Raw genomic sequence first — 15,696 nt, forward strand, 5'->3', positions numbered from 1 at the left:
CTGATTCCTGTAATGGACTACTCATGTCAAAAGTCGCCCCTGCTCTGCGTCTGCTGTGTGCAATCACTTTCGCCAGCGCCATGACCCCGGTATTCGCCGCCTGGAAAGAGCACCCGGAAAACAGCTGGAAGTATTACCTTGCCAACTGTCAGCGCATGCAGGAAAAAATGGCCGACGTCCAGAGCGGTCGTGTATCCGGCGCCTTTGAGGTGATGGGCAATCTGGAGAACAGCCTGGGGAGCATGAATGAACGCCGCACGAACCTGCCTCCCCAATACCTCGCCTCGCGGGAATTCGCTCAATGCGAAAACGTGGCGGCCGAGGCCGATGCGATGATTGCCCGTGGCAAAGCCGAGTTCGCCGACAGAATGAACCAGGCCGCCGAGCAAGGCCGCATCGCCCACCAGAACTCCCCCGAATACCAACGCGCCCGTTCGCTCGGCTTCAGCGATGTCGGCGAAATTTCCTTCCTCAAACTTCACGAAGACACGGACGGCGAAGCACGCCTGAAAACCATGCTGATTACCGTCGATGAAGTCTGCGGCCAATACTTTCGCGCCACGCAATATGTGAAGCCGTATGTGATCTACACCGTTCGGCCGTCGGATGGCGGCTGTGGTGAGGAAAAACGCGTGGCGATCGTCGGCGGCAGGTCGGTGGAGAAGGGGGATTACATCGATGGGCGGGGCGAATTCCAGTATGTGGGCTGGAAGAAAATGGTCGGTGCGGACGGTTTTGCGACGGATGTTCGGGTGTTGAAGGCTCGGCGCTGACTGCAAAGCAGTCGCACCGTTTCTCCGGATCGCGCGTCTGAATTACAGAATGTCCTTGAGATAACCCTTGAGCGCGAGGAGCGGCTGATCCAGCTGCTCCAGCGATTGCGCCTGACTGAGGTCGGTCGACAACTTGTGCAGTTCCCGCCCCAGCGGTTTCTCGACGCCACCCAACGCATCCATCGCCAGCGCCAGGCACTCGTTCATCTTGAACTGGATCGTCTCGACATCACCCCGGCGCACCAGCAGTTCGAATACGTCTTTCTGATAGTCGCCCATGACCATGTCATCGCGCAGAATCGGGCTCAGGCCTTCTTCCTCGTAAGCGAGTTTCAGGGAGAAAAGGGCGACGGTTTCCAGTGACGTTTCCATGGGGTGAACCTGTGCGAGATCACGCCGGAGGGCCAGCGGCACTTTCCGACAGACGAAAAAAAAGGCCTTGCTAAGCAAGACCTTTCTTGATTTTGGTGCCCCGAGGGAGACTCGAACTCCCACTCCTTTCGAAAACGGATTTTGAATCCGCCGCGTCTACCAATTCCGCCATCAGGGCTCAATGGCGGCGAAGTATAGAGAGGTGCCTACCGTTGGTCAATCACGTTTCATGGTCAATTTTCGATATTTCCGCTAGACTTTCCGGCCCTGCTAGACGAACCCCATCATGCGCGTTGCTGACTTTACCTTCGAGCTTCCTGATTCGCTGATTGCCCGCCATCCTTTGGCCGAGCGTCGCGGTAGTCGCCTGTTGACCCTGGATGGGGTCAGCGGCGCCCTGGCACACCGTCAATTCACTGATCTGCTGGAGCATTTGCGCCCCGGCGATCTGATGGTGTTCAACAATACCCGGGTGATTCCGGCGCGCCTGTTCGGGCAGAAGGAGTCCGGCGGCAAGCTGGAAATCCTCATCGAGCGCGTGCTCGATTCCCACCGCGTGCTGGCCCATGTGCGCTCCAGCAAGTCGCCGAAACCGGGTTCGAAGATCCTCATCGACGGCGGCGGCGAAGCCGAGATGCTGGCGCGTCACGATGCGCTGTTCGAGCTGGGGTTTGCCGAAGAAGTGTTGCCGCTGCTCGATCGCGTCGGGCACATGCCGTTGCCTCCTTATATAGATCGCCCGGACGAAGGTTCGGATCGCGAGCGCTATCAGACCGTGTATGCCGAGAAGCTCGGCGCGGTGGCGGCACCGACCGCCGGGCTGCATTTTGATCAGACGCTGATGGACGCGATCGCCGCCAAGGGCGTCGAGACTGCGTTCGTCACGCTGCACGTTGGCGCGGGTACGTTCCAGCCAGTGCGCGTCGAGAAGATCGAAGATCACCACATGCACACTGAATGGCTGGAAGTCGGTCAGGAAGTGGTCGATGCGGTCGCGGCCTGTCGCGCCCGTGGCGGTCGAGTGATTGCTGTCGGCACCACCAGCGTGCGTTCGCTGGAAAGCGCCGCCCGCGACGGCGTGCTCAAGCCGTTCAGCGGCGACACCGACATCTTTATCTTCCCGGGCCGGCCGTTCCATGTGGTCGATGCGCTGGTCACCAATTTCCATTTGCCCGAATCCACGCTGTTGATGCTGGTTTCGGCGTTTGCCGGTTATCCCGAGACCATGGCCGCCTACAAAGCTGCCGTCGACAACCAATACCGCTTTTTCAGCTACGGTGATGCGATGTTCATTACCCGTAATCCCGCACCACGTGGCCCTGAGGAAACACTATGAGTCGCCAATGCCGTATGTCGTTTGAGCTGCTTGCCACCGATGGCAAGGCTCGTCGCGGTCGTCTGACCTTCCCGCGTGGCACCGTCGAGACCCCGGCCTTCATGCCGGTGGGCACCTACGGCACGGTCAAGGGCATGTTGCCGCGTGACATCGTCGCCACCGGCGCGGAGATCATTCTGGGCAACACCTTCCACCTGTGGCTGCGCCCGGGTACCGAAGTGATCAAGGAACACGGCGACCTGCACGATTTCATGCAGTGGAAAGGCCCGATCCTGACCGACTCCGGCGGTTTCCAGGTGTTCAGCCTCGGCGCCATGCGCAAGATCAAGGAGGAGGGCGTGACCTTCGCCTCCCCGGTCGACGGCTCGAAAGTGTTCATGGGCCCGGAAGAGTCGATGCAGGTTCAGCGCGATCTGGGCTCGGACATCGTGATGATCTTCGACGAATGCACCCCGTATCCGGCTGACGAAGACGTTGCCCGTGTCTCCATGGAGCTGTCGCTGCGTTGGGCCCAGCGTTCGAAGAACGCCCACGGCGACAACACGGCGGCGCTGTTCGGCATCGTCCAGGGCGGCATGCACCAGGACCTGCGCATGCGCTCGCTGGAAGGCCTGGACAAGATCGGTTTCGACGGCCTGGCCATCGGCGGCCTGTCGGTGGGCGAGCCCAAGCACGAAATGATCAAGGTGCTGGATTACCTGCCAGGCATGATGCCGGCTGACAAACCTCGTTACCTTATGGGCGTTGGCAAACCGGAAGATCTGGTTGAGGGTGTGCGCCGCGGTGTGGACATGTTCGATTGCGTGATGCCAACCCGTAATGCCCGCAACGGGCATCTGTTCATTGATACAGGCGTGCTGAAGATCCGTAACGCGTTCCATCGCCATGATGATTCGCCTCTGGATCCCACCTGCGATTGCTATACCTGCCAGAACTTCTCCCGCGCTTATCTGCATCATCTGGACAAGTGCGGCGAAATGCTCGGCAGCATGCTCAATACCATCCACAATTTGCGCCATTATCAGGTGCTGATGGCTGGTTTGCGCGAGGCTATTCAACAGGGTACATTGGCCGCCTTTGTCGATGCCTTCTACGCCAAACGCGGGCTTCCCGTTCCGCCTTTGGACTGAGTTTTCTGACCCCAAGATTCAACATTTGCAACTGGAGTGCTAAATGAGCTTTTTTATCTCTAATGCCATGGCTGACGCGGCTGCACCGGCTGCAGCGCCTATGGGCGGCGGCTTCGAGTGGATTTTCCTGGTCGGCTTCCTGGTCATCTTCTACCTGATGATCTGGCGTCCACAGGCCAAGCGCGCCAAAGAGCAGAAGAACCTGCTGAACAGCCTGCAGAAGGGCGACGAAGTGGTCACCACCGGCGGCATCGCCGGCAAGATCACCAAAGTGGCCGATGACTTCGTGGTTCTGGAAGTTTCCGACACCGTGGAAATGAAGTTCCAGAAGGGCGCCATCGCCGCCACGCTGCCAAAAGGCACGCTGAAAGCGATCTAAGGTTCCAACTTCTACTCAATCGACGGGGCGCGCAAGGCGCCCCGCGTTCATAACGGGCGGCGTGATGCTGAACAAATACCCTCTGTGGAAATACATTCTGATCCTGGCGGTGCTGGCGATCGGTCTGATTTATTCCGCTCCGAATCTATACCCCGATGACCCGGCCATTCAGATCAGCGGCGCCAGCACGGCCCTGCAGGTCAATCAGGCCGATCTGGATCGCGCGAGCACCGCGCTCAAGGAATCCGGGATCAACGTCAAGGCTTCGAGCCTGGCTGCGAACGGCAAGGGCGGTCTGATCCGTCTGACCAAGGCTGAAGACCAGCTGCCGGCCAAGGACGTTGTCCGCAAGGCATTGGGTGATGACTACGTCGTCGCGCTTAACCTGGCGCAAACCACCCCGCAATGGTTGCGCAACCTGGCCGCGCACCCGATGAAGCTGGGTCTGGACTTGTCCGGTGGTGTGCACTTCCTGCTGGAAGTGGATATGGACAAAGCCCTCGACGCCCGCCTGAAAGTCTATGAAGGCGACGTCAAGAGCCTGCTGCGCAAAGAGAAACTGCGCTATCGCAGCCTGCCGCAACTCAATGGCGCCATTCAGTTGGGCTTCAGCGATGCTGACTCCCGCGAACAGGCCCGCGCGCTGATCCGCAAGAATTTCAACGATTTCGACATTGTTCCGGCCGACCTCAACGGTCAACCGGTGCTGCGTCTGGCGATGACCCCGGCCAAGCTGGCGGAAATCCGTGAATACTCCATCAAGCAGAACCTGACCACGGTACGTAACCGCGTCAACGAGCTGGGTGTTGCCGAACCGATCGTCCAGCGTCAGGGCGCCAACCGTATCGTGGTTGAGCTGCCGGGCGTGCAGGACACTGCCGAAGCCAAGCGTATCCTCGGCAAGACCGCCAACCTCGAGTTCCGTCTGGCTGCAGAACCTGGCGCTTCGAAAGCCACTTCCGAAACCTTCGAGTTCCGTGAAGGCAAGCGTCCTCCTGCCCAGATCGAGCGTGGCCTGATCATCACCGGTGACCAGGTGACTGATGCCAAGGCCGGTTTTGATTCGCAGCACGGTACGCCTGAAGTGAACATCCGCCTGGATGGTCACGGTGGCGATCTGATGAACCGCGCGACCCGCAGCAACGTCGGTCGCAGCATGGCGGTGATCTTCATCGAGCAGCGTCCGGTCACTACTTACGTCAAGCAAATGGTTGATGGCGTCGAGAAAGACGTTCCGGTGCAGACCTTCAAGGAAGAGAAGAAAATCATCAGCCTGGCGACCATTCAGTCGCCGCTGGGTGCGCAGTTCCGTATCACCGGCCTGAACGGTCAGGGCGAGTCGTCCGAACTGGCGCTGCTGCTGCGTGCCGGTGGCCTGGCTGCTCCAATGTACTTCGCTGAAGAGCGCACCATCGGCCCGAGCCTGGGTGCGGACAACATCACCAAGGGTATCGATGCATCGCTGTGGGGCATGCTGTTCGTCTCGCTGTTCATCATCGCCATCTACCGTTTCTTCGGCGTCATCGCCACCGTTGCTCTGGCAGTGAACATGGTGTTGCTGCTGGCGCTGATGTCGCTGCTGGGGGCTACGCTGACCCTGCCGGGTATCGCCGGTATCGTGTTGACCATGGGTATGGCGGTCGACGCCAACGTGCTGATCTTCTCGCGGATTCGTGAAGAGATCGCCGCCGGCATGACCGTGCAGCGTGCAATCAACGAAGGCTTCGGCCGGGCATTCACTGCGATTCTTGACGCCAACCTGACCACCTTGCTGGTCGGCGGCATCCTCTTCGCCATGGGCACCGGCCCGGTGAAGGGCTTTGCAGTGACCATGTCCCTCGGGATCTTTACCTCGATGTTCACGGCCATCATGGTGACCCGCGCAATGGTCAACCTGATCTTTGGCGGACGTGACTTCAAGAAGTTGTGGATTTAAGGGGCTGCCATGTTACGTACAATCAACTTCATGGGCGTCCGCAACTTTGCGTTCGGCGTCACAGTATTTCTGACCTTGCTGGCCATCTTCAGTGTGTTCCACAAGGGCATGAACTGGGGACTGGACTTCACCGGTGGTACGCTCATCGAGCTGACCTACGAGCGTCCGGCTGACGTCACCAAGGTGCGCGAGCAGCTGGTGACTTCGGGTTACCACGAGGCCGTCGTGCAGAACTTCGGTGCAACCACCGATCTGCTGGTGCGCATGCCGGGTGAAGACCCGCAACTGGGTCATCAGGTTGCAGAAGCGCTGCAAAAGGTCGGCGGCGATAATCCTGCTACCGTCAAGCGCGTGGAGTTCGTCGGCCCGCAGGTCGGTGAAGAGCTGCGTGACCAGGGCGGCCTCGGCATGCTGCTGGCACTCGGCGGCATCCTGATCTACCTGGCTTTCCGCTTTCAGTGGAAGTTCGCGGTCGGCGCCATCGTATCGCTGGTCCATGACGTGATCGTGACCATCGGTATCCTGTCGTTTTTCCAGATCACCTTCGACCTGACGGTGTTGGCGGCGGTGCTGGCGATCATCGGCTACTCGCTCAACGACACCATCGTCGTATTCGACCGGGTGCGTGAGAACTTCCGTGTCCTGCGCAAGGCTTCGCTGATCGAGAACATCAACATCTCGACAACTCAGACTCTGCTGCGGACCATGGCGACGTCGATCTCCACCCTGCTGGCGATCGCGGCGCTGCTGTTCTTCGGTGGCGATAACCTGTTCGGCTTCTCCATCGCCCTGTTTATCGGTGTTCTGGCGGGTACCTACTCGTCGATCTACATCGCGAACGTGGTGTTGATCTGGCTGAACCTGAGTTCTGAAGATCTCATTCCTCCGGCCAACACCGAGAAGGAAGTCGACGACCGTCCATAACGGCCATCGTTTTCCCGGCGGTCAGTCAAAAAAGACGCGAGTTGAACTCGCGTCTTTTTTTTTGCTCCAAGGCTGGGAGAAGCGCGGGCGCGTTCCCGCATGTGATGGTCAGGAGGTTCATGTGAACAAGTCGTTGCTGGTTGGTGCGGTATTGGGTGCTGTCGGTGTGACTGCCGGGGGTGCTGTTGCCACCTACAGCCTGGTGAAAAGCGGCCCTGAGTATGCGCAAGTGCTGGCGGTAGAGCCGGTCAAGACACAGATCAAGACTCCACGTGAAGTGTGCAAGGATGTGACGGTGACCCGGCAGGCGCCGGTGAAAGACCAACACCAGATCGCCGGCACCGTGGTCGGTGCGCTGGCAGGTGGCCTGCTGGGTAACCAGATCGGTGGCGGTACCGGCAAGAAGATTGCCACGGTGGCCGGTGCGGTCGGTGGCGGTTACGCCGGTAACAAGGTTCAGGAGGGTATGCAGGAGCGTGATACCTACACGACGACTCAGACTCGCTGCAACACGGTGAATGACATCAGCGACAAGGTCGTGGGCTATGACGTCCGGTATTCGCTGGACGGCAAGGAAGGCAAGGTGCGGATGGATCGTGATCCGGGCAACCAGATTCCGGTCGACAAGGAAGGCAAGCTGATCCTGTCGCAGAACCAGCCAGGTCAGTGATTGGCTGATGGCTTATAGAAAAAGCACCTTTCGAGGTGCTTTTTTCATGCCCATAAAAAAACACCCCGAAGGGTGTTTTTGGTTTCGCGAAACGCTTAGCGCTTCAGCGAGGCCGGCAGGTGCGGCTGGATCGCCGTCAGAACTGCCTTGAAGCATTTGGTGTTGCCGGCAACGACGTGGCCTTTTTCAAGGAAGTCGTGACCGCCGGTGAAGTCGCTCACCAGACCGCCTGCTTCCTGAATCAGCAGGGCGCCGGCAGCCATGTCCCATTCGGACAGACCCGACTCCCAAAACGCATCGAAACGACCGGCGGCTACGTAAGCCAGGTCCAGGCTCGCCGCACCGGCGCGGCGGATACCGGCAGTCTGGCCAACCAGGGCGCGGAACATGCCAAGGTAGTTGTCGAGGTTGTCCATCTGGTCGTCACGGAACGGGAAACCGGTGCCGAGCAGGGCGCCTTCAAGGCTGGTGCGACCGCTGACACGCAGGCGACGACCATTCAGTTGAGCGCCGCGACCACGGCTGGCGGTGAATTCTTCCTGACGAACCGGATCCAGAACAACGGCGTGTTCCAGGCGGCCGCGGTATTTGCAGGCAATGCTGACAGCGAAGTGAGGAATGCCGCGCAGGAAGTTGGTGGTGCCGTCCAGTGGATCGATAATCCACAGGTATTCTTCGCCTTCGATGCCGGTGCCGGCGTGCAGGCCAGTCTCTTCACCCATGATCGAGTGATTCGGGTAAGCCTTGCGCAGGGCGTCGATGATTTTCTGTTCGGCAGCGCGATCCACCTCGGATACGTAATCCTTGGCGTCTTTTTCGTCGACCTTGATGGTATCCAGGCGCTCGATGGAGCGGAAGATCAGTTCACTGGCGCTGCGGGCGGCGCGCAGCGCGATATTCAGCATGGGCTGCATGGATGTGTCACCTAAGGTTGTTAAAGAAAGCCGCGCATTCTATCAGAACTTTTCTTCAGGTGAAGGTCGCTGTTCGCTTTCATAGCTTAACGGTAGGCTGTTCTGTAAGATTTGCACCCCTTTGCCGAGTCCGAGAGCGCCCGCCGTGCTGCAAAATATTCGTGTCGTCCTGGTCAATACCAGCCATCCGGGAAACATCGGCGGGACCGCGCGCGCCATGAAAAACATGGGCCTGTCGCGTCTGGTGCTGGTTGATCCGCGTGTCTTTCCGCATCACGAAGCCGATGCCCGCGCTTCGGGTGCCGGCGACATCCTTGAAAACGCGCAAGTCGTCGCCACCTTGGAAGACGCCCTGGTCGGTTGCAATCTGGTTCTCGGCACCAGTGCCCGTGACCGGCGTATTCCCTGGCCATTGCTGGATCCGCGCGAGTGCGGGACCAAAGTGGTCGAGGAGGCAGGGCAGGGCGCGGAAATCGCGCTGGTGTTCGGTCGTGAAGATTCTGGCCTGACCAATGACGAGCTGCAGCGATGTCACTATCACGTGCACATCCCCTCCGATCCTGGGTTCAGCTCGCTGAACCTCGGGGCGGCGGTGCAGGTGTTGAGCTATGAAGTGCGCATGGCGTGGCTGGCTGCACAAGGCCAGCCGACCAAGATTGAGAAGGAAGAAGTGGCCTCCGTGAAAAGCGCAGAGCTTGCGACCATGGATGAGCTGGAGCGGTTCTATGAACACCTTGAGCAAACCCTGGTGGCCATCGAATTCCTCGATCCGGAAAAACCGCGGCACTTGATGGCGCGCCTGCGCCGGTTGTACGGACGCAGCTCGGTCAGCCGGGCGGAAATGAATATTTTGCGTGGCATCCTCACGGAAACCCAGAAAGCGGCCCGTGGCGAGCTCCTTAAGCGGAAGGATTAATGATGTTCGAGCGTTTGCGTGAAGATATCCAGAGCGTATTCCACCGAGACCCGGCGGCGCGTAACGCTTTTGAAGTCCTGACCTGCTACCCCGGCATGCATGCAATCTGGATTCATCGACTGGCCGGCATGCTCTGGCGCAACGATTTGAAATGGCTGGCGCGGCTGGTGTCGAACTTCGCTCGCTGGCTGACCGGGATCGAGATCCATCCGGGCGCCAAGGTCGGTCGACGCTTCTTCATTGACCATGGCATGGGCATCGTGATCGGCGAAACCGCTGAAATCGGCGATGACGTGACGATCTATCAGGGTGTGACTCTGGGTGGCACCAGCTGGAACAAGGGCAAGCGTCACCCGACGCTCGGCGACGGCGTTGTGGTGGGCGCGGGTGCAAAGGTGCTTGGTCCGTTCACCGTAGGCGCTGGCGCCAAGGTCGGTTCCAACGCCGTGGTCACCAAGGAAGTGCCTCCGGGCGCCACTGTTGTGGGGATTCCGGGGCGGATCATCGTCAAGTCTGATGATGAGGTCGACGCCAAGCGCAAGGCGATGGCCGAAAAGATCGGTTTCGATGCCTACGGCGTCAGCGAAGACATGCCCGATCCGGTGGCGCGCGCCATTGGCCAGTTGCTCGATCACCTGCAAGCGGTGGACGGGCGTCTGGAGGGAATGTGCGGCGCGCTGAAGGATCTGGGCAGCAACTACTGTGCGAAAGATCTGCCCGAGCTGCGTGAAGAAGACTTCGCCTGCGTCAAGGGCAAGGACGAATCCAAGCTCCATTGACGCGCTTGCAGGGCTGCTGCCGACCGGTGTGCCATTAGGCCGCAGACCCTGCTATCATTCGCGCGCTCTTTTGCGGGTAAACCCGACTAAAGCACTAGGTCTTATAGTTGACTTAAATGCTCGGGAATTGCATACTCCCGCCCATTCCGAACTCCGTGGTAATTGTCCATGCGACTGACTACAAAAGGCCGATACGCCGTGACCGCCATGCTTGACCTGGCGTTGCACGCGCAACACGGGCCCGTGTCCCTGGCCGATATCTCCGAGCGCCAAGGCATCTCCCTGTCCTATCTCGAACAGCTTTTCGCCAAGCTGCGCCGCAGCAACCTGGTTTCCAGTGTTCGCGGTCCGGGCGGTGGCTACCAGTTGTCCCGCGACATGCAGGGCATCCAGGTGGCGCAGGTGATCGATGCGGTGAACGAATCGGTCGATGCAACAAAATGCCAGGGCCAGGGCGACTGCCACTCCGGTGACACTTGCCTGACCCACCACCTGTGGTGCGATCTGAGCCTGCAGATTCACGAATTTCTCAGCGGTATCAGCTTGGCCGACCTCGTAACTCGCCGTGAGGTGCAGGAAGTGGCCCAGCGTCAGGATCAGCGTCGTTGCAATGGCAAGGCGCCGCGCCTGGACAAGATTGAAGCGTCCGCCGTCGAATGACAGCCAGAGAGCTAGCGGCACGCCAGCCAGCCTGATTTAGGAGATAGTCCATGAAATTGCCGATTTACCTTGATTACTCTGCGACCACCCCGGTCGATCCGCGCGTTGCGCAAAAAATGAGTGAATGCCTGCTGGTCGACGGAAACTTCGGCAACCCGGCGTCCCGTTCCCACGTGTTCGGCTGGAAGGCCGAAGAGTCCGTCGAAAACGCCCGTCGTCAGGTGGCCGACCTGGTCAACGCCGACCCGCGTGAAATCGTCTGGACCTCCGGTGCCACCGAGTCCGACAACCTGGCAATCAAGGGTGCGGCACATTTCTACGCCTCCAAGGGCAAGCACCTGATCACCTCCAAGATCGAACACAAGGCTGTCCTCGACACCATGCGCCAGCTGGAGCGTGAAGGTTTCGAAGTCACCTACCTCGATCCGACCGAAGACGGCCTGATCACCCCGGCCATGATCGAAGCCGCGCTGCGCGAAGACACCATCCTGGTGTCGGTGATGCACGTGAACAACGAAATCGGCACCGTCAACGACATTGCCGCCATCGGCGAGCTGACCCGTTCCAAAGGCATCCTGTTCCACGTCGACGCCGCTCAGTCCACCGGCAAGGTCGAAATCGACCTGCAGAAACTGAAAGTCGACATGATGTCGTTCTCCGCTCACAAGACTTACGGCCCTAAAGGCATCGGCGCGTTGTACGTCAGCCGCAAGCCGCGTGTGCGCATCGAAGCGACCATGCACGGCGGCGGTCATGAGCGCGGCATGCGTTCCGGCACCCTGGCGACTCACCAGATCGTCGGCATGGGCGAAGCGTTCCGTGTGGCCAAGGAAGACATGGCTGCCGAAAACGTTCGCATCAAGGCATTGAGCGATCGCTTCTACAAGCAGGTCGAGCATCTGGAGGAGCTGTACGTCAACGGCAGCCTCACCGCGCGCGTTCCGCACAACCTGAACCTGAGCTTCAACTACGTTGAAGGCGAGTCGCTGATCATGGCGCTCAAGGATCTGGCGGTTTCGTCCGGTTCGGCCTGCACCTCGGCGTCGCTGGAGCCTTCGTACGTACTGCGCGCCCTGGGCCGCAACGACGAACTGGCACACAGCTCGATCCGTTTTACCTTCGGCCGTTTCACCACCGAGGAAGAAATCGACTACGCCGCGCAGAAAGTCTGCGAGGCCGTTACCAAGCTGCGCGCTCTGTCGCCGCTGTGGGACATGTACAAAGACGGCGTCGATATCTCGAAGATCGAGTGGGCGGCACACTAAATATAGAAGCCGCCGGATACGGATCCTGTAGCGACGCGGCGGTTTACGCAGCGCAGTTGCAGGGTCTCAAGAGCGGCCCTGATGAGTGAGGATTGAGAATCATGGCTTACAGCGAAAAGGTCATCGACCACTACGAAAACCCGCGTAACGTCGGCAAGATGAACGCCGAAGATCCGGACGTTGGCACCGGCATGGTCGGCGCTCCGGCGTGCGGCGACGTGATGCGTCTGCAAATCAAGGTCAACGATCAGGGCGTTATCGAAGACGCCAAGTTCAAGACCTACGGCTGCGGTTCGGCTATCGCCTCCAGCTCCCTCGCTACCGAGTGGATGAAAGGCAAGACCCTGGACGAAGCTGAAACCATCAAGAACACTCAGCTGGCTGAAGAACTGGCCCTGCCGCCAGTGAAAATCCACTGCTCGGTTCTCGCTGAAGACGCCATCAAGGCCGCCGTTCGCGATTACAAGCAGAAGAAAGGCTTGATCTGACTTTCAAGATTTGGCGACGAGTAAGGAGTCAACGATGGCTATCAGCATGACAGAAGCGGCTGCTCGACACGTGCGGCGCTCCCTTGACGGGCGCGGCAAGGGTGAGGGGATTCGTCTGGGTGTTCGCACCACGGGCTGTTCCGGCCTTGCCTACGTGCTGGAGTTTGTCGACGAGGTGGTTGCAGAAGATCAGGTGTTCGAGAGTCACGGCGAGAAAGTGATCATCGACCCGAAAAGCCTGGCCTACCTCGACGGCACCGAGCTTGACTTCGTCAAGGAAGGGTTGAACGAAGGCTTCAAGTTCAACAACCCCAACGTACGCGGTGAATGTGGCTGCGGCGAAAGCTTCAACATCTGAGGCTTGTCGTGGGTACTCCTTGTCATTTCGCTTTATTCGAGCTGCAACCGGGCTTTCGCCTGGATCTCGAGCAGTTGGCCACGCGCTATCGCGAGTTGGCGCGCGGCGTTCATCCTGACCGCTTTGCCGATGCTTCCGAGCGCGAGCAGCGGTCGGCGCTCGAGCAGTCTGCGCGGCTCAACGATGCCTACCAGACACTCAAGAGTCCGGCCCGGCGTGCACGCTACCTGCTGACCATCAGCGGGCATGAAGTGCCGATGGAAGTCACCGTCCACGATCCCGAGTTTCTTTTGCAGCAGATGCAATGGCGCGAAGAGCTCGAAGATCTGCAGGACAGTGCCGACCTGGACGGTGTCGCGGCTTTCAAGCGTCGCCTGAAAACCGCGCAGGAAGAGCTCAACGAAAGCTTCGCAGCCTGTTGGGATGATGCAGCGCAACGCGAACAGGCCGAACGCCTGATGCGGCGCATGCAGTTCCTCGACAAGCTCACCTACGAAGTGCGCCAGTTAGAAGAGCGCCTCGACGATTAACCCAGTGCCGCTCCGGTCGCACGCCTGATATACAGATAAGTCCTGATCACGATGGCCCTACTGCAGATCGCCGAACCCGGCCAAAGTCCTCAACCGCACCAGCGTCGTCTGGCTGTGGGGATCGACTTGGGTACTACCAATTCGCTGGTCGCTGCATTGCGCAGTGGTCTTTCCGAGCCGCTGGCCGATGCCGAAGGACGGGTCATCCTGCCTTCCGCCGTGCGTTATCACGCCGATCGCGTCGAAGTCGGCGAGTCGGCCAAGCTGGCTGCGTCCTCCGACCCCCTGAATACCGTGCTGTCGGTCAAGCGCCTGATGGGGCGTGGTCTGTCCGACGTCAAGCAATTGGGCGATCAGCTGCCGTACCGCTTTGTCGGCGGCGAATCGCACATGCCGTTCATCGACACCGTGCAGGGCCCGAAAAGCCCGGTCGAGGTTTCCGCCGATATCCTGAAAGTATTGCGTCAGCGCGCTGAAGCCACCCTCGGCGGCGAGCTGGTGGGCGCGGTGATCACCGTTCCGGCGTATTTCGACGATGCCCAGCGCCAGGCTACGAAGGATGCGGCGAAACTCGCCGGTCTGAACGTGCTGCGTCTGCTCAATGAACCGACCGCAGCAGCGGTGGCATACGGTCTGGATCAGCATGCCGAAGGCCTGGTCGCCATTTACGACCTGGGTGGCGGCACATTCGATATTTCGATTCTGCGTCTGACCGGCGGCGTGTTCGAAGTCCTGGCCACCGGTGGCGACAGTGCCCTGGGCGGTGACGATTTCGATCATGCGATTGCCGGCTGGATCATCCAAAGTGCCGGTTTGTCCGCCGACCTCGATCCGGGTGCACAGCGCAGCTTGCTGCAAGCCGCTTGCGCTGCCAAAGAAGCCCTGACGGACTCTGACACTGTTGAAGTTGCCTACGGCGACTGGAAAGCACAGCTGACCCGCGAAGCCTTCGATGCGTTGATCGAACCGATGGTCGCCCGCAGTCTTAAAGCCTGCCGCCGTGCCGTGCGTGATTCCGGCGTCGAGCTGGAAGACGTGCACGCCGTGGTCATGGTCGGTGGTTCGACCCGCGTTCCGCGTGTTCGCGAAGCTGTCGCCGAAGCGTTCGGTCGTCAGCCGCTGACCGAAATCGACCCGGATCAAGTGGTGGCCATTGGTGCTGCGATCCAGGCCGATACGCTGGCCGGCAACAAGCGTGATGGCGGCGAATTGCTGCTGCTCGACGTGATTCCGTTGTCCCTGGGTCTGGAAACCATGGGCGGCCTGATGGAGAAGGTGATTCCGCGCAACACCACCATCCCCGTCGCACGCGCACAGGACTTCACCACCTATAAAGATGGCCAGTCGGCCATGGCGATCCATGTGTTGCAGGGCGAGCGTGAGTTGATCAGCGATTGCCGCTCACTGGCTCGCTTCGAATTGCGCGGTATTCCGGCGATGGTGGCCGGCGCGGCGAAAATTCGTGTGACCTTCCAGGTTGATGCCGACGGTCTGCTCAGCGTCTCGGCCCGTGAACTGGGCTCGGGCGTTGAGGCGAGCATCCAGGTCAAGCCGTCCTACGGGCTGACCGACGGCGAAATCGCCAAGATGCTGAAAGATTCGTTCCAGCACGCCAATGACGACAAGGTCGCTCGCGTGCTTCGCGAGCAGCAAGTCGATGCCCAGCGCCTGATCGAAGCGGTGCAGGGGGCTCTGGAGGCGGATGGCGAGCGTTTGCTCGACGCCGAAGAGCGCATGGTCATCGATCTGCAGGTGCAGGAACTGACCGAACTGATGAAAGGCACTGATGGCTATGCCATCGAGCAGCAGACCAAGCGTCTGTCGCAAGTGACCGATGCTTTTGCAGCCCGTCGTATGGATCAGACGGTGAAAGCCGCTCTGTCGGGGCGCAATCTGAATGAAATCGAGGATATCTGATGCCGCAGGTCATTTTTCTGCCCCACGAGAAGTTCTGCCCTGAAGGCATGGTGGTCGAGGCTGAGCCCGGCACTTCGATTCTCGAGCTGGCCCACGAACACCATATCGAGATGGAAAGCGCCTGCGGCGGTGTCTGTGCCTGCACCACTTGCCACTGCATCATCCGCGAGGGTTTCGACTCGCTGGAAGAGGCTGACGAGCTGGAAGAAGACTTCCTTGATCGCGCCTGGGGTCTGGAAGCGCAATCGCGCCTGGCCTGTCAGGCGATCGTCGGTGAAGAAGACATCACCGTCGAAATCCCGAAATATTCGCTTAACCATGCGGCCGAAGCGCCGCACTGACTGGTAAG

The 15,696-nt window shown here is 59.8% G+C and carries 18 protein-coding genes and 1 tRNA gene; 16 read left to right on the forward strand and 3 right to left on the reverse strand.

Annotated elements, in window-relative coordinates:
• Positions 1-23 precede the first annotated feature (23 nt).
• Entirely contained in the window at positions 24-773 is a 750-nt protein-coding gene (locus MKZ87_RS12195; RefSeq protein WP_085701761.1) for a hypothetical protein, read from the forward strand.
• 42 nt (positions 774-815) lie between these two features.
• Here the strand turns inward: MKZ87_RS12195 and MKZ87_RS12200 are convergent, their stop codons facing one another.
• A complete protein-coding gene (locus tag MKZ87_RS12200; protein WP_085701760.1) occupies positions 816-1,145 on the reverse strand; it encodes a hypothetical protein in 330 nt (109 codons plus the stop codon).
• 93 nt (positions 1,146-1,238) lie between these two features.
• Positions 1,239-1,323: transfer RNA gene (locus MKZ87_RS12205), tRNA-Leu, on the reverse strand.
• Between the two features lie 108 nt (positions 1,324-1,431).
• Here MKZ87_RS12205 and queA point away from each other — a divergent pair.
• The 6 genes from queA (at position 1,432) to MKZ87_RS12235 (ending at position 7,520) form a co-directional block, all read left to right on the forward strand.
• Positions 1,432-2,481 carry a tRNA preQ1(34) S-adenosylmethionine ribosyltransferase-isomerase QueA gene (gene queA, locus MKZ87_RS12210; RefSeq protein ID WP_085701759.1) on the forward strand — a complete coding sequence of 350 codons (1,050 nt, stop codon included), beginning with the start codon at positions 1,432-1,434 and terminating at the stop codon, positions 2,479-2,481.
• Positions 2,482-2,495: 14 nt separating this feature from the next.
• A complete protein-coding gene (gene tgt, locus MKZ87_RS12215) occupies positions 2,496-3,611 on the forward strand; it encodes a tRNA guanosine(34) transglycosylase Tgt (protein WP_161794909.1) in 1,116 nt (371 codons plus the stop codon).
• A gap of 43 nt (positions 3,612-3,654) precedes the next feature.
• On the forward strand, positions 3,655-3,990 hold the full coding sequence (gene yajC, locus MKZ87_RS12220) for a preprotein translocase subunit YajC (protein WP_065257675.1): 336 nt from the start codon (positions 3,655-3,657) through the stop codon (positions 3,988-3,990).
• A 64-nt stretch (positions 3,991-4,054) separates the two neighbouring features.
• Positions 4,055-5,926: a protein translocase subunit SecD gene (secD, locus tag MKZ87_RS12225; RefSeq protein WP_085699850.1), complete on the forward strand. Its 1,872-nt coding sequence runs from the start codon at positions 4,055-4,057 to the stop codon at positions 5,924-5,926.
• 9 nt (positions 5,927-5,935) lie between these two features.
• On the forward strand, positions 5,936-6,850 hold the full coding sequence (gene secF / locus MKZ87_RS12230) for a protein translocase subunit SecF (RefSeq protein ID WP_085699848.1): 915 nt from the start codon (positions 5,936-5,938) through the stop codon (positions 6,848-6,850).
• A 121-nt stretch (positions 6,851-6,971) separates the two neighbouring features.
• On the forward strand, positions 6,972-7,520 hold the full coding sequence (locus MKZ87_RS12235; protein WP_011335818.1) for a glycine zipper 2TM domain-containing protein: 549 nt from the start codon (positions 6,972-6,974) through the stop codon (positions 7,518-7,520).
• A gap of 95 nt (positions 7,521-7,615) precedes the next feature.
• Here MKZ87_RS12235 and suhB read toward each other — a convergent pair whose 3' ends face one another.
• Positions 7,616-8,434 carry an inositol-phosphate phosphatase gene (gene suhB / locus MKZ87_RS12240; RefSeq protein ID WP_085699846.1) on the reverse strand — a complete coding sequence of 273 codons (819 nt, stop codon included), beginning with the start codon at positions 8,432-8,434 and terminating at the stop codon, positions 7,616-7,618.
• 145 nt (positions 8,435-8,579) lie between these two features.
• Between suhB and trmJ the strand changes: the two genes are divergently transcribed.
• From trmJ to fdx, 9 genes are all read left to right on the forward strand, one after another.
• Complete coding sequence (gene trmJ, locus MKZ87_RS12245) at positions 8,580-9,350, forward strand: tRNA (cytosine(32)/uridine(32)-2'-O)-methyltransferase TrmJ (RefSeq protein ID WP_085699844.1); 771 nt, start codon at positions 8,580-8,582, stop codon at positions 9,348-9,350.
• Positions 9,351-9,352: 2 nt separating this feature from the next.
• Positions 9,353-10,129 (forward strand): serine O-acetyltransferase, encoded by a 777-nt coding sequence (gene cysE / locus MKZ87_RS12250; RefSeq protein ID WP_085701758.1) that lies wholly within the window; start codon positions 9,353-9,355, stop codon positions 10,127-10,129.
• Positions 10,130-10,297: 168 nt separating this feature from the next.
• On the forward strand, positions 10,298-10,789 hold the full coding sequence (gene iscR / locus MKZ87_RS12255; protein WP_007956690.1) for a Fe-S cluster assembly transcriptional regulator IscR: 492 nt from the start codon (positions 10,298-10,300) through the stop codon (positions 10,787-10,789).
• 50 nt (positions 10,790-10,839) lie between these two features.
• The gene (locus tag MKZ87_RS12260; RefSeq protein WP_064599246.1) at positions 10,840-12,054 is read left to right on the forward strand and encodes an IscS subfamily cysteine desulfurase; all 1,215 of its coding nucleotides are present in this window, start codon (positions 10,840-10,842) and stop codon (positions 12,052-12,054) included.
• 101 nt (positions 12,055-12,155) lie between these two features.
• Positions 12,156-12,542, forward strand: a complete 387-nt coding sequence (gene iscU / locus MKZ87_RS12265) for a Fe-S cluster assembly scaffold IscU (protein ID WP_003227907.1) — start codon at positions 12,156-12,158, stop codon at positions 12,540-12,542.
• 34 nt (positions 12,543-12,576) lie between these two features.
• On the forward strand, positions 12,577-12,900 hold the full coding sequence (iscA, locus tag MKZ87_RS12270) for an iron-sulfur cluster assembly protein IscA (RefSeq protein WP_003227904.1): 324 nt from the start codon (positions 12,577-12,579) through the stop codon (positions 12,898-12,900).
• Positions 12,901-12,908: 8 nt separating this feature from the next.
• Positions 12,909-13,430 (forward strand): co-chaperone HscB, encoded by a 522-nt coding sequence (hscB, locus tag MKZ87_RS12275; RefSeq protein ID WP_085699840.1) that lies wholly within the window; start codon positions 12,909-12,911, stop codon positions 13,428-13,430.
• Positions 13,431-13,481: 51 nt separating this feature from the next.
• Positions 13,482-15,347: a Fe-S protein assembly chaperone HscA gene (gene hscA / locus MKZ87_RS12280; RefSeq protein ID WP_085699837.1), complete on the forward strand. Its 1,866-nt coding sequence runs from the start codon at positions 13,482-13,484 to the stop codon at positions 15,345-15,347.
• Positions 15,347-15,688 (forward strand): ISC system 2Fe-2S type ferredoxin, encoded by a 342-nt coding sequence (gene fdx, locus MKZ87_RS12285; RefSeq protein ID WP_007964424.1) that lies wholly within the window; start codon positions 15,347-15,349, stop codon positions 15,686-15,688. The genes hscA and fdx overlap by 1 nt, the downstream gene beginning before the upstream one ends.
• Positions 15,689-15,696: the final 8 nt, after the last annotated feature.

This window comes from Pseudomonas sp. MCal1, assembly GCF_026341415.1.
Lineage (GTDB): Bacteria > Pseudomonadota > Gammaproteobacteria > Pseudomonadales > Pseudomonadaceae > Aquipseudomonas.

Bases quoted from the DNA above. Each gene is read 5' to 3' on its own strand.
- MKZ87_RS12195 (WP_085701761.1), top strand. From the start codon at position 24: ATGTCAAAAGTCGCCCCTGCTCTGCGTCTGCTGTGTGCAATCACTTTC.
- MKZ87_RS12200 (WP_085701760.1), bottom strand. From the start codon at position 1,145: ATGGAAACGTCACTGGAAACCGTCGCCCTTTTCTCCCTGAAACTCGCT.
- queA (WP_085701759.1), top strand. From the start codon at position 1,432: ATGCGCGTTGCTGACTTTACCTTCGAGCTTCCTGATTCGCTGATTGCC.
- tgt (WP_161794909.1), top strand. From the start codon at position 2,496: ATGTCGTTTGAGCTGCTTGCCACCGATGGCAAGGCTCGTCGCGGTCGT.
- yajC (WP_065257675.1), top strand. From the start codon at position 3,655: ATGAGCTTTTTTATCTCTAATGCCATGGCTGACGCGGCTGCACCGGCT.
- secD (WP_085699850.1), top strand. From the start codon at position 4,055: ATGCTGAACAAATACCCTCTGTGGAAATACATTCTGATCCTGGCGGTG.
- secF (WP_085699848.1), top strand. From the start codon at position 5,936: ATGTTACGTACAATCAACTTCATGGGCGTCCGCAACTTTGCGTTCGGC.
- suhB (WP_085699846.1), bottom strand. From the start codon at position 8,434: ATGCAGCCCATGCTGAATATCGCGCTGCGCGCCGCCCGCAGCGCCAGT.
- cysE (WP_085701758.1), top strand. From the start codon at position 9,353: ATGTTCGAGCGTTTGCGTGAAGATATCCAGAGCGTATTCCACCGAGAC.
- iscR (WP_007956690.1), top strand. From the start codon at position 10,298: ATGCGACTGACTACAAAAGGCCGATACGCCGTGACCGCCATGCTTGAC.
- MKZ87_RS12260 (WP_064599246.1), top strand. From the start codon at position 10,840: ATGAAATTGCCGATTTACCTTGATTACTCTGCGACCACCCCGGTCGAT.
- iscU (WP_003227907.1), top strand. From the start codon at position 12,156: ATGGCTTACAGCGAAAAGGTCATCGACCACTACGAAAACCCGCGTAAC.
- iscA (WP_003227904.1), top strand. From the start codon at position 12,577: ATGGCTATCAGCATGACAGAAGCGGCTGCTCGACACGTGCGGCGCTCC.
- hscA (WP_085699837.1), top strand. From the start codon at position 13,482: ATGGCCCTACTGCAGATCGCCGAACCCGGCCAAAGTCCTCAACCGCAC.
- fdx (WP_007964424.1), top strand. From the start codon at position 15,347: ATGCCGCAGGTCATTTTTCTGCCCCACGAGAAGTTCTGCCCTGAAGGC.